This window comes from Psychrosphaera sp. B3R10 (assembly GCF_018861025.1).
In the GTDB taxonomy this organism is placed as follows: domain Bacteria; phylum Pseudomonadota; class Gammaproteobacteria; order Enterobacterales; family Alteromonadaceae; genus Psychrosphaera; species Psychrosphaera algicola.
Genome location: NZ_JAHKQH010000044.1, coordinates 112,946 through 126,222, shown reverse-complemented (window position 1 = coordinate 126,222; position 13,277 = coordinate 112,946). Strand labels below are relative to the sequence as shown.

Annotated in this window: 11 protein-coding genes and 3 tRNA genes; 1 reads left to right on the top strand and 13 read right to left on the bottom strand. The window is 41.0% G+C overall.

Annotated elements, in window-relative coordinates:
* Positions 1-53: 53 nt before the first annotated feature.
* The 13 genes from KO525_RS17270 to KO525_RS17210 all read right to left on the bottom strand — a co-directional run bounded on the left by KO525_RS17270 (position 54) and on the right by KO525_RS17210 (position 11,236).
* Positions 54-752 (bottom strand): phosphoglycolate phosphatase, encoded by a 699-nt coding sequence (locus KO525_RS17270; protein WP_215965077.1) that lies wholly within the window; start codon positions 750-752, stop codon positions 54-56.
* Between the two features lie 309 nt (positions 753-1,061).
* On the bottom strand, positions 1,062-1,664 hold the full coding sequence (gene udk / locus KO525_RS17265) for a uridine kinase (RefSeq protein ID WP_215965076.1): 603 nt from the start codon (positions 1,662-1,664) through the stop codon (positions 1,062-1,064).
* A 209-nt stretch (positions 1,665-1,873) separates the two neighbouring features.
* Positions 1,874-2,506 carry an endonuclease III gene (gene nth / locus KO525_RS17260; protein ID WP_215965075.1) on the bottom strand — a complete coding sequence of 211 codons (633 nt, stop codon included), beginning with the start codon at positions 2,504-2,506 and terminating at the stop codon, positions 1,874-1,876.
* 14 nt (positions 2,507-2,520) lie between these two features.
* Complete coding sequence (locus KO525_RS17255; RefSeq protein WP_215965074.1) at positions 2,521-3,288, bottom strand: electron transport complex subunit E; 768 nt, start codon at positions 3,286-3,288, stop codon at positions 2,521-2,523.
* Positions 3,281-3,976, bottom strand: a complete 696-nt coding sequence (gene rsxG, locus KO525_RS17250) for an electron transport complex subunit RsxG (protein ID WP_215965073.1) — start codon at positions 3,974-3,976, stop codon at positions 3,281-3,283. Before rsxG ends, KO525_RS17255 begins: the two co-directional genes overlap by 8 nt.
* A complete protein-coding gene (gene rsxD, locus KO525_RS17245) occupies positions 3,973-5,034 on the bottom strand; it encodes an electron transport complex subunit RsxD (RefSeq protein ID WP_215965161.1) in 1,062 nt (353 codons plus the stop codon). Before rsxD ends, rsxG begins: the two co-directional genes overlap by 4 nt.
* A 14-nt stretch (positions 5,035-5,048) precedes the next feature.
* On the bottom strand, positions 5,049-7,361 hold the full coding sequence (gene rsxC, locus KO525_RS17240) for an electron transport complex subunit RsxC (RefSeq protein ID WP_215965072.1): 2,313 nt from the start codon (positions 7,359-7,361) through the stop codon (positions 5,049-5,051).
* Positions 7,362-7,375: 14 nt separating this feature from the next.
* Positions 7,376-7,933, bottom strand: a complete 558-nt coding sequence (gene rsxB, locus KO525_RS17235; protein ID WP_215965071.1) for an electron transport complex subunit RsxB — start codon at positions 7,931-7,933, stop codon at positions 7,376-7,378.
* On the bottom strand, positions 7,933-8,514 hold the full coding sequence (gene rsxA / locus KO525_RS17230; protein ID WP_215965070.1) for an electron transport complex subunit RsxA: 582 nt from the start codon (positions 8,512-8,514) through the stop codon (positions 7,933-7,935). The genes rsxB and rsxA overlap by 1 nt, the downstream gene beginning before the upstream one ends.
* Positions 8,515-8,837: 323 nt before the next feature.
* Complete coding sequence (locus tag KO525_RS17225) at positions 8,838-10,760, bottom strand: EAL domain-containing protein (RefSeq protein ID WP_215965069.1); 1,923 nt, start codon at positions 10,758-10,760, stop codon at positions 8,838-8,840.
* A 179-nt stretch (positions 10,761-10,939) separates the two neighbouring features.
* A tRNA-Asn gene (locus KO525_RS17220) sits at positions 10,940-11,016 on the bottom strand.
* Positions 11,017-11,054: 38 nt separating this feature from the next.
* Positions 11,055-11,131 (bottom strand) — tRNA-Asn (locus tag KO525_RS17215).
* A gap of 28 nt (positions 11,132-11,159) precedes the next feature.
* A tRNA-Asn gene (locus tag KO525_RS17210) sits at positions 11,160-11,236 on the bottom strand.
* A 669-nt stretch (positions 11,237-11,905) separates the two neighbouring features.
* On the opposite strand from KO525_RS17210, the gene KO525_RS17205 reads away from it, so the two are divergent.
* Positions 11,906-13,276 carry an MATE family efflux transporter gene (locus KO525_RS17205; RefSeq protein ID WP_371744427.1) on the top strand — a complete coding sequence of 457 codons (1,371 nt, stop codon included), beginning with the start codon at positions 11,906-11,908 and terminating at the stop codon, positions 13,274-13,276.
* Position 13,277: the final 1 nt, after the last annotated feature.

Here is a 13,277-nt window from a genome sequence, read left to right as displayed (position 1 = left end):
TTAGCTATTATTTGAAGTTAGATTACGATTGATGAAAACGCCGTGGTACTTCATTAACGAGCAACGACTGTTGTAGGTTCTAAAGAACCAAGGATATCTGCAAAACTCGCCAATACTAGGCTTGCTCCGTGCGTGTTTATGTCTTCACCATGGTTATAACCATAGGTTAAACCGATGCTTTCCATATTAGCGGCAGTCGCGGCAAAAATGTCATTTTTGGAATCCCCAATCATTAGACACTTTGATGGCGCAACGGATAGCTTGTCACAAACGTATTCTAACTGCATTGGATCTGGTTTTCGTTTAGGCAAACTGTCGCCACCAACCACTATTTCAAATAGGTTGTTTAAGCCTAGCTTTTCAAGGATTGGACGAACAAATTGTTCAGGCTTGTTGGTGACAATCATTAAGCGGTAACCGCTACTGTAAAGGCTTTCTAAAGTCGCTTTAACGTGTGGATAAACACTGGTATCTACACAAACATTTTTTTCATAGAAGTCTAAAAATATAGTAAGGGCCTTTGTAACAAATGAAGGATCAAGTTCTGGGTTTATTTCAATATTTCCAGATAAGGCTCTTTTGGTTAAAACCTCTGCACCGTTACCCACCCAGCTGCGGATCACCTCGGTAGAAAACGCAGGCATGTTCAATGTTTTTAACATCTGATTAATGCTAAGTGCCAAATCAGGTACGCTGTCAATTAACGTCCCGTCCAAATCAAATATCAGCACTTCTTTATTCGTAAATTTCAACGTCAAATTCCAATGTTTTCTCACATAATAATGTGATGTATTCTATCTTTTATCTAGGTGGGTTTCTACGCTTTAACTCTGACAAAGAGGATCTGTGGGGTCAGAGTTGGTGAAAATTAGCGCCATTTTAAAACGAATAATAAAATTCACCAGGACTTGGTTTGATATACGAAGAATTGCTTCGCTTCCTATTGGCAAGTTAATAGTCTATTGGCAAGTCAATATCAATACTAACTAATTAAACTTGCCATAGAATTGAGACTATACTTTGTTCGTTTTACCCACTATCGGTCTATATTAAGCGATGTCCTAAGGAAGCAATTGCTCAATTTTTTTGGCAACAGTTGTTAACGATTCCTGACCTGTTAGACAAATGTCCGCTTGGTCTTTTTGCGCGACAATATATTGTTTATAACCTGGGATAACGGTTTCTTTAAACTGTCTTTCGACACATTCTTCGGTCCGGCCACGTTCAACTATATCTCGACGTTTTCGGCGTTCTAAACAGGTTTCGATGGCGATATCCAAGTAAAATTTGAGGTCGTAACTTTGCGCTAACTCGTCATTGCAAATCGGTAAAATGCCTTCAATTATGCAGATATCTAAAGGTTCAATTACGTCTGTTGTCTGACATCGGGTATGCACAGTAAAGTCATAATTAGGCTTATAAACGTGTTTGCCGGATTTTATTTGCTCAAGTTGAGTCGCCAGTAAAGGTAAATCAAATGCCGCTGGCTGGTCGTAATTTGTACGCTCACGTTCAACCATTGGTAGGTCGTCTTGCGCATTATAATAATCATCCATGCTGATGATATCGACGTTGTATTTTGAACCCAATTGGCTTTTTAGTTTTTCTGCTAAAGTTGTTTTACCAGAACCCGAAGCGCCGGTTATCGCGATAAGAATGGTCATTATCAGCGTTTCCCCTGCTTGATCTCGTCAATCTGACTTGGTGTTAAATCGGTAAAGTCTAGGGTTCTTTTTGGTTTGGCCGTTAGGTAAAGCCCAACTGCAAAAATTAAAAGAATACCGGCGATAATAGGCCAGTCTATATAAAAAAGGTAGCCACTAAGGACTGCTGCAAAAATCGCGGTAATAACAGGCATGTGTTCGGTTCTGCTCTAATCTGTTTTTTCTTTAAATTCACAAAGATCTTCAATTATACACGCACCACATTTAGGTCTGCGAGCCGTGCAAACGTATCGACCATGTAAAATAAACCAATGGTGAACGTCAACTTTGAATTCTTTAGGAACAAATTTAATAAGTTTTTTCTCAACTTCTACCACGTCTTTCCCAGGGGCAAAACGGGTTCGGTTGGATAATCTAAAAATATGGGTGTCTACAGCAATTGTAGGCCAACCAAATGCGGTATTTAGTACCACATTTGCCGTTTTCCGACCTACACCAGGCAAAGCTTCGAGTGCTTCGCGGTTTTCTGGTATTTGTGAATTGTGTTGTTCAACCAAAATTCGACACGTTTTAATGGTGTTTTCAGCTTTTGAATTAAATAAGCCAATTGTTTTAATGTGTTGTTTTACACCATCGACTCCAAGTTTCAACATTTCGTCTGGGGTTCTAGCAATTGGAAATAATTTCGCCGTTGCTTTGTTAACACTTACATCAGTGGCTTGGGCCGACAATAATACGGCAATAAGTAGCTCAAAGGGTGAAGTAAAATCCAATTCGGTTGTCGGGTTCGGATCATTAGCGCGCAACCGAGTGAGGATTTCGTAACGTTTTTCTTTATTCATAACGTATCTTTTTACTAATTAACGTGAGTAACACGGGCGCGTGTAACTGACTTTTTCGGTTTCGAACTTGCTTGACGTTGAGCGATTTTGTTATCGATGTAGTTTTTTCCAGCGATAATAAATCCCATACCGATAAAGGCGCCTGGCGGTAAAATCGCGAGTAAGAACGCTTGGTCTACTTTAAATACTTCTATTTTTAGTGCTTTTGCCCAATCCCCCAGTAAAAGGTGAGCACCGTCAAATAATGTACCTTGGCCTAGTACTTCACGGATCGCGCCTAAAAAGACTAAGACGATAGCGAACCCAAGGCCCATCATTAAGCCATCTAGAGCTGCTTCTTTTGGAGGGTTTTTAGAAGCAAACGCTTCCGCTCGTCCTATAATCGCGCAATTGGTAACGATTAAAGGAATGAAAATACCAAGTGATAAATATAACTCATAGGTATACGCGTTCATAAGCAACTGCACAATGGTGACAAAAGACGCAATGATCATAATGAATACTGAGATTCGGATTTCTTTTGTAACCCAGTTTTTGACAAGGGATACTGTTAGATTTGAGACAACCAAAACCAGTAATGTTGCCAAACCTAAACCCAACGCATTTGTGACACTATTAGTAACCGCGAGCAAAGGACACAAGCCAAGCAATTGCACTAACGCCGGGTTATTTTTCCATAACCCTTGGAAGGTAATACTGCGCCAGTCAAATGAGCTAGCCTGGGGTTGGTCATTATCGACTAAATCATCGATAGGGTCAGCGACATTGCTGTCATTACTCATCACTATTTTCCTTAGCTGTTAAGGACTGGTTTTGTTTATTTGACGAAGCCAAACAGTCGTTGGGTGAGGCAAATATGTTATCGAAATTTTGTTGAGCTTGAAAAACGGACTGTCTTAGTTGCTTAACTATAGCCCGCGGGGTAATTGTTGCCCCAGTGAACTGGTCAAATCGACCACCATCTTTTTTCACATTCCACTTGTCATCATCTTCACTGCGAACTGACTTTTGGTTAAAGCTTAAGATCCAGTCAGATTTAGCAAGTTCGATTTTGTCTCCAAGACCAGGCGTTTCTTGATGCGTTAGCGTTCGTGTACCTTGAACGACACCGTTATTATCAATAGCGACTAATAACTCAATTAACCCGTTGTAACCTTGTTCTGTGCGAGTTTGGAAAACGGTGGCGTAAGGTTGGCCATTTAATGTGGCGCGATAAAACGTTTGTGGCAAATCACTGCCTGTTATCTTAGGTACGCTTAATTTTGTGCAATTTAACAGAGGGTTATTGTCAAATTTTGCAGGATCTAACAACTCGTTTAGACTGTTTAGCACGGCTATCTGCTTTTGCTGCTCAATAAGCGGCGCTGTCCACATATGAGTAAGCGACACTGCAAGCGTACAAACTGTTGCAAAACTTGTCAGTAATAGGGCGTTTTGTTTTGTTTTAAGAAACGCTAATTTGTTTTTCATGATTTAGCTTCCCGACGACGTTTGTGGCCGTATGTCACCGGTTTAGTGTAGTGGTCAATTAATGGCACACACATATTTGCCAATAACACAGCAAATGCAATGCCATCAGGGTAACCGCCCCAAATTCGAATAATGTAAATCATAACGCCGATAAAGCAGCCATATACAATACGACCTTGATTTGTTGTCGACGCAGATACGGGATCAGTTGCGATAAAAAACGCCGCAAACATCGTTGCGCCGGATAGCAGACTAAAACTTAGTGGGTAAGTTTGATCAGGCGCAATAGTAATTCCTAACAAAGCACAAACCCCTAAACTACCGATAACAGCTACTGGGATATGCCATCGAATAATTCCCAGTTTTAACAACGCAAGGCCACCGAGCAAAAAGGCTAGGTTTACTTCCAGCCAGCCGGTACCGCCATATTCACCATATAAAGGGGAATTAAGTATTTCGGTAGTTGTGTAATTTAATATTTGTTCTGTTTTAAAATGGTCTAACGGTGTCGCCATCGTAATGCCATCCACTGACATTTTTAATTGCGTTAAATTGTAACCATCATAAGTAAAGCCGGTAAATACTGCCAAAAACGCATCACCAAAGGCCATCGGGTGTTGCAATAATTCTGTTGGTGGTAACCAATTTGTCATTGCTACTGGGAATGAAATTAATAACACGACATAACCTGCCATCGCAGGGTTAAATAAATTAAATCCCATTCCGCCATACAACTGTTTGACTACGATTATCGCAAATACAGTACCTATTACGGCAATCCACCAAGGCGCTAATGGCGGGATACTTAGTGCCAGTAGCAAGCCGGTTAACATTGCAGAACCGTCGGATAACGTTCGACGAATTGGTTTTTCTCGCAAACTTAACACCACCGCTTCGGCAATAAGAGCGGTGCTAATACACAAAATAGCTTGAATTAGGCTACCCCAACCAAAAAAATAAATTTGTGCTGCTAGGCCTGGTAACGTTGCATAGGCAACAATCCGCATCATCTGATTTGTTGTCAACCCTAAATTTCCATGTGGGGAACTAACAAACATATTAGTGAGTAAACTCAAGAGTTGTTGCTCCCGTTGTCTGTGTCATTATTGGCATTTTTTTTTGCTTTGGCCTTAGCTATTGCCGCAGCAACCTTATCTTTTCGAATTTGTTCAGGTGTTTGACTCAAATCGTCTGCAACGTTTAAATCAGGTGTTTCTTTATCACTAGTATTGGTTGAATTTTCGCTTTCAGTTGCTTGCTTTTTGGCTTTGGCTTTGGCTTTAGCTACTGCTGCAGCAACCTTGGCTTTTCTTTCATCATCAGCAGAGCGTTTTTTATCTTCATTAGATATTTTGGCACTTGCTTTATCGACGAAGTCTAACGTTGGCTCTTGATTAGGCTCATCGGCAGCCGCTTTTTGTTTTTTGGCCTTTGCCTTAGCAACAGCAGCCGCGACTTTGGCTTTTCGTTCTTCCGCAGCTGTTAATGTCTTGTCAACTTGCGCTTCGCTGACGGGCTTGTCAGCAGCGTCTGCGTGACCTTTATGGTCGGTCTCGTTTTTAAGTTCAGCGTCATTTTTGACTTTTTCTTGCTCTTCTTTGGCAAGCTTTTTCGCTTTGGCGCGAGCGACAGCGGCGGCAACACGATCTTTATTAGGGTTTGTCGTTGGTGCCGTATCCGTTGCTTTTAGCGATGTTTCTAGGGATGCTTCTGGCGTTGAATCGGCTGAGTTATCAACAGATACCTTACTTGATTTTAACTTTTTGGCTTTCGCGCGGGCTATTGCTGCTGCAACTTTATCCTGAGGTGTATCACTCGCTGCTAAATCATCAGTATTTTCAGATGTTGCTTTTTTAGCTTTTGCTCGAGCAAGGGCCGCTGCAATTTTATCTTTTGCACTACCGTCTTGAGCCAATGCTTTTTTGCGTTTTTCAGCGGATTCTTTATGCCTTAATAACCGAGCTTGCTTGTCTCGCTCTAGTCGCTCTTGACGAACTTCAAATCTGCGTTTCGCTTTTTCAGCTTTGAGCTTTTCTTCTTCAGCTTGACGAATATCAGATTTTGCAATTCGATAATATTGCACTAAAGGAATTTGTGATGGACAGACATAGGCACAAGCACCGCATTCGATGCAATCAAACAAGTCGTATTCTTTAAGCTTTTCGTGTTCATCAGCTTTCGCAAACCATTGTAATTGCTGTGGCAATAATTCGGCAGGGCAAGCGTCAGCACATTGACCACATCGGATGCAGTTTTGCTCAACACCACGCTCTGGTAAATGAAAGTTACTAGGGGCCAAAATACAGTTAGTGCTCTTCACAACCGGCATCATGTCGTCGACAATATTAAAGCCCATCATAGGTCCACCCATTATCAATCGAGGTGTTTTTTCTGGAGAATAACCGACGTTTTGCAGTAATGTTTTAATTGGTGTCCCTAAAGGTACCCATAGATTTTGTGGATTTTTCACCCGTTCGCCAGTTACTGTTACTACTCGAGAAACCAAGGCTTCGCCATCGATTGTTGCTCGTTTTACAGCAAAACTGGTTCCGACATTTTGCATCACAATACCAATGTCTGCCGGGATACCGCCAGAAGGAACTTGCAGACCCGTGATAAGTTCAACTAACTGCTTTTCACCGCCAGAAGGGTATTTGGTGGGAACAACTCGTAATTCAATATCAGCAACGTCAGCTAACGCTTTTTCAATTGAAGCAATCGCTTCTGTTTTATTATCTTCAATTGCAATTACGCAGAGTTTAGCTGCAACTAAATGCTGGATTATTTGTGCACCTTGGACAATTTCATTGGCGTGATAACGCATTAAAACGTCGTCGGCTGTGATGTAAGGTTCACATTCAACGCCATTCAAAATGAGCAGGTCAATATTTTTATGGGGAGATAATTTGACGTAGGTCGGAAAACTCGCGCCACCAAGTCCACTAACTCCAGCGGCTTGTATATGCTTTACCACTGTATCTCGGTCGAGTTCTTGCCAATTTAACAGCGGGTTTTTGTTTACCCAAAGATCTTTGCCATCGGCTTCAAGGACAATAGTTAATACGGTTTTACCAGACGGATGTGCGTCTACGTGGTCAATGATATCTGAAATGACACCAGAAGTTGGTGCGTGCACTGGTAACGAAAGGCCTTCACCAGGACTCGTTAATGCCTGACCTTTTAATACGGATTCGCCCTTAGTAACTAATAGGCTCCCGGCGACACCAATATGTTGTTGGATAGGGATATATAAAGTATGAGTGGTAAAATTGCCAATCTCAGTTTGGTTTGACAACGACTTTCGCTCAGGTGGATTTATGCCACCGGGAAATTCCCAGATCTTGCCGAGTTTAACTTGTTCAATAAGGGTGAGTTCAGATTGCACTATTTACCTACCGACTACGCTACGGTTTTTGTTGGGATCACAAGCGAGTCCCATTTCCAATTTGCTGCTCCAGTATGAAGCGGTACCATGTCGATACAGTCGACAGGGCAAGGCTCTACGCACAAATCACAGCCAGTACATTCGTCAACAATAACGGTGTGCATAACTTTTGACGCTCCGACAATGGCATCGACTGGGCAAGCTTGAATACACTTAGTACAACCAATACATTCATCTTCTCGAATGTAGGCGACTTTTTTAACATCTTCTTCGCCATGTGCGGCGTCCAACGAGACAGCTTCGACTCCCATTAGGTCTGCGATTAGTTTAATCGTCGCGTCGCCACCAGGAGGGCACTTATTTATGTCATCGCCATTGGCAATGGCTTCGGCATAAGGTTTACAGCCCGGATAGCCACATTGGCCGCACTGAGTCTGAGGCAATAGCTGGTCGAGCTGTTCAACTAATGGATCACTTTTAACTTTAAATCGAACCGACGCATAGCCTAAAATAGCACCAAAAATTAATGCCATTAAAACCAGAGCAGACAAGGCATAAAATACACTAACCATTATATTTTAACTAACCCCGTAAATCCTAAAAATGCCAGAGACATCAAGCCCGCAGTGACCATTGCGATAGCGGAGCCTTTAAATACTTGCGGAACGTCGGCAAAAGCTAAACGTTCACGCATTGACGCAAACAAGACGAGAACAATTGAGAAACCAACTGCTGCGCCAAAGCCATATACAATAGATTCTAAAAATCCATGGTGCGCATTTACATTGAGAAGGGCAACACCTAATACAGCGCAGTTCGTTGTGATCAGAGGTAAAAATATACCTAATAAACGGTAAAGCTTAGGACTTGTTTTGTTAACGACCATTTCAGTAAATTGCACGACAACAGCGATAACTAAAATAAAGGCGATGGTTCTTAAGTACTCTAGGCCGATCGGCATAAGAATATAGTGATTTAATAAGTAGGAAAACATCGATGCCAAGGTCAATACAAACGTTGTCGCCATTGCCATGCCTATGGCCGTTTCTAATTTACTAGAAACCCCCATAAATGGACAAAGGCCCAAAAACTTTACCAAGACAAAGTTATTAACCAGAACTGTACTAACGAGAAGTAAAAAATATTCAGACATTGATCAGTTTACCGTAAAAATTCACTCGACATTATCCGGTTTTAACGACCTTTTAACAACAGTTGAATCGGTTGGTTATTGGAATATTTTGTTGAAACAACTCAAAAAAGCTAAATTTTTGATGAACTATAGGGATAAAGCCATTTACTACAGGTAAAGTCACTGATGTAAAAATTATTATTGGATCCGCATTAGGGTTTCAAAACGACAATGAATTTGAGCGGCAGACCTGTCTGTTCGTTAAAATACGACGGGTTTATGCTTGGGATGTGATTTTGTCAAAGCCTTACTGTTGTTCAATAATAACAGTAAGGCCGAATGACCTATAACGGTCCAGGTTTACCTAAATAATAGCCCTGACAACCGTCAACAAACAATTTCTCTAATACGTGTTTTTCTTCTTGAGTTTCAACACACTCAGCCAGTACGTTTACACCGATACGATGCGATAAATCGACGATCATACGAATAAAGTACTGATTGTTCTTTTCATCTTCAATGTTGCGAGTGTAACTGCCATCAAGTTTGATGAAATCAGGTTTAAGTTCTTGGAAAAACTTAAAGGATGTAATACCTACGCCAAACTTCTCAACCGTTACCCGAGCACCGGCACGATGGATCATGTTGATGAAACGACGACTTGAATTAATATTTTGTTGCAAGCCAAACTCACTCACTTCAAATACTAATTTTGTCGCTATTGACGCTTCTTTTAATAATTTTCTTTCCAACCAAATCATAAACTGGTCATTGTGAACTGAGGCCGGCGTTACATTGATCCCAAAAAATTGGTCAGTAATGCTCTTCGTTTTAATCAGCTCTAGGACTTTTTCAACTATGAGTTGGTCAATCTCAACCACGCGGTTCAATTTTTCGGCCATAGCTAAAAATGACGCTGTCGGCAACACTTGCGCATCGTCTGATTTAAATCGAGATAAAACTTCAGAATAGGCTTTTGTTCCGCGATTTGCCGCTTTAATTGGTTGGAACAGCAAAGTGACATTGCCATTGCTAATGACATCATCAATAACAGCACGCCAATTTTGGTTACCAAATGTGGTTGCTGATGTTTGACCGAGGTTGTTGTCTTTATGCACATGCCAAGCATTTACGTGTTTGGTTTGCGCTAAACTAATTGCGGTATCGGCAGATGCCAGTAACTCGCCTAAAGGTTTACCATGACCATAAGTAACAATGCCCATGCTGCCAACAGCTGATAATTCAGAAATTCGCATATATTCGTTCAATCGAGAGTGAATATTTTGCGCCATAGTGTCTGCTTCTTTTGCCGTAATATTTGGCAAAATCATGCCAAAGTCTGAACCATTTAAACGGTAAAGTTTGGCGTTAGAGTATGTACCAACCACGCTGACCAGAATATCTGAGATGCCCTTAACGTATTTATCACCCGACTGATAACCTTTAGATTGGTTAATATGCTGCAATTCCGTCGCACGCAATAAAAGTAAGACGCCAAATTGATTATGTTTGTCTGGCTGGCCAATTTCTTGTTCAAACTCTTCAACAAATCGTGTGCGGTTTGGCAAGTTCGTCAGGCTATCTTTATATGCTTCTGTTTTTAATTCAGATGCAGAGTTTTCAAATTCGACTAATTGATTTTCAAAAAAGGCTTTTAATTTTGCCGTTGATTTTTCAATTAATTTAAATTGTTTAGGTAACTCCTGTAGCTCTACTTCAGATTTGTCAGTCATGACACTTTCAATATTTTTAGCGCAGTCTTGAGCAACTTGTCTAAAAATTTGACCCATTGAAATTCGAAACAGCAAAAAGCTAATTAAGACAATGATGAGTGGCGTTGAAATAGCGACGATAAGCGCAGAGAGGGCAGGGGTTAATATGTCGTCATAAGAAGAGTGGAAGTCTATTAACAACGAACCTTCAGGGCTTGCTAAGGTTTTTGGTGTGGTGTGCAAATCGGCTTCTTTCAAAATACTGGTCAACACAGGCATGTCTTCTTGGGCTTTATTGAAGCTATAAAGTACATGGCCTTCACGATCTTTGATCGTTAAATATTCAAACTCAATTGATGCTTTTAACTGTTTGGACAGCAGCTTAGGTTCATCAATTAAATTACCAATAGAAAATTGTTGGATCAATTCTTTATGATACTGCTGTTCGCTATGTATTAATGTAGAAATTGTAAAGAGGCCTGCGCCGGCAACAGCTACACCTATTAAAAGTCCTGTTAATAATTGAATTAAAAGCAGATTTCTCAGCTTATTCATATTTGCTCCCTCAAACAGCACGGGTATTTGCATTTGATTTTAAATGCAGTGGAAATAATAAGCACTTATTTAAACAGAAAAGGTCAGTTAAATAAACAATTTAGAGTGAATAGCGGACAGTTTGTTTGTTAACAAATATTGCGGTGGCTTAAGGGAATCGTGATTTTAGCCAAAAGAAGTGGCTCCCCCTCCCCGACTCGAACGGGGGACCTGCGGATTAACAGTCCGTCGCTCTAACCAACTGAGCTAAGGGGGAACTATAAAACGGTATATATTGTAAATGATATTTTGAAGTGGCTCCCCCTCCCCGACTCGAACGGGGGACCTGCGGATTAACAGTCCGTCGCTCTAACCAACTGAGCTAAGGGGGAACAAATATCAAATTGTAGTACGTTGAAGTGGCTCCCCCTCCCCGACTCGAACGGGGGACCTGCGGATTAACAGTCCGTCGCTCTAACCAACTGAGCTAAGGGGGAACAAAGTGCCATCTGACAACGGGGCGCAATGTTAATTACCCGCCCCCTACCTGTCAACCTCTTTTATGGCTAAAGTGACAGTTTTTTAACTGTTTGCTCAGTTCCTAATCAAATTTGTCAAACCATAAGTGAAAAGTGGCACGATAGCGTCAATCGATATTGCAATTATTGCAATTGAAATCTCAAAAATATAATTATTTTTTTGCCAAAAAGATCCGTTGATCTTTGTTACTCATGGCTTACAGAATGTTATCCACTGTTTCTGTGGATAAGTTTGTGAATGAGTTTGTTATATATTGCTTCAGGCCAGTAAGAACGTGTGTCAATACTCTAAGTTGAAAAAATGTTACATTTTTAATATATCCATTTATATCAATGGGTTAAATTGTTTTTGTGGGTAACTTTCATGATCGGGATGAATATTAACCGTAATGTCATTTTTGTAAACAACCGCTGTGCACAACGCGCCATTTTTGTGCAATAAATAGGATCAATATGCCTAAATATTATATTAAACCACATATTAAAAGTGGGCATCATTTGGGCCACTTTGCGCGGCAATACCATAATGATATAAGAAACGCATTCGATATTAGATCAAGTTTCTTACATTTATTTAAAATCAATAGGTGTAACCACTTGAGAAGTTCTTTAAAATGGCTTTTTTAAATTAATGGCTCAGAAAATATGTCTGCTCAGCAGGATCTATTAACCGCTCCAATTTCTCCAATCTTGTCTAAAATGACTAAACAAGTCGTGGTCGGCATGCTGATGTTGATGTCATTCAATTTGATTGATACTTATTTTATCGGTTTATTAGGGACTGAGCCGTTGGCTGCGATCAGTTTTACCTTTCCTATCACATTTACCATAATCAGTTTATCAATCGGGTTAGGTATCGGAACATCCGCTGTTATTGCTAAAGCCCGCGGCAGCGGTAACATAGATGCAGCAAAAGATGACGGATTTGCCGCTCTGATTTTGTCGTTTTTGTTAGTATCTGTTTTAGCATTTGTGACCTTTTTATTCACCGATTTGATCTTTACCTCACTTGGCGCTGGTCCAGAATTATTGCCACTCATCCACGAGTACATGGATATTTGGTATATCGGTGCGGTTTTTTTAATGTCACCGATGGTGGGTAATTCAATATTGCGAGCATTCGGTGACGCCAAAACACCTAGTGTGATTATGGCGTCCTGTGGTTTCATTAACGCGATTTTAGATCCTTTGCTTATATTTGGTTACGGCCCATTCCCAGAACTCGGGATCCAAGGCGCAGCTATTGCCAGCGTGATTGCATGGTCGGTGGGTTTTGCTGCGGTATTTTATGTATTAGCGGTTCAGAAAAAGTTAATCAATATTCGACGTTTATCTCTTGGTGAGTTTGCTGGCATTAGCCGTCGAATTTTGGGGATTGGATTGCCAGCTGCTGGGGCAAATATGTTAACGCCAATTGCGATGGCAATACTTACGGCGATGATTGCGGTACATGGTAACGCCGCAGTGGCCGGCTTTGGGGTAGGGACTCGAATAGAGTCGATGGCAAGTATTGTGGTATTGGCCTTATCGATGACATTACCGCCTTTTATTAGTCAAAATTTTGGTGCGGGTAATTGGGATCGGGTCGAACAGGCCTACAAAATGTGCATTAAATTTGTGTTAGTGTGGCAAGCCGCTGTTTATGTCGTATTGCTGCTCGTTGCAGGTTATATTGCAATCGCGTTTGGTAAAGACGATCCGGAAGTGATGGAGGTCATTAAATTGTTCCTTTGGACTCTGCCATTAGGCTATGGCTTACAGGGCATCATAATTTTATCTAATTCGTCGTTTAATGCTTTACACAAACCGATGGTGGCGTTGGTGTTAAGCGTTATTCGTCTGTTTGTCTTTTATGTGCCATTTGCTTTTGTAGGTTCCTATTTTTATGGCTTGCCTGGACTTTTTGTCGGGGCTTTAATCGGCAACGTATTCACCGCATTCATTGCGTACTTTTGGTTTATTAAAAACCTTCCTAAACCCGATTTGGTAACCACTTAAT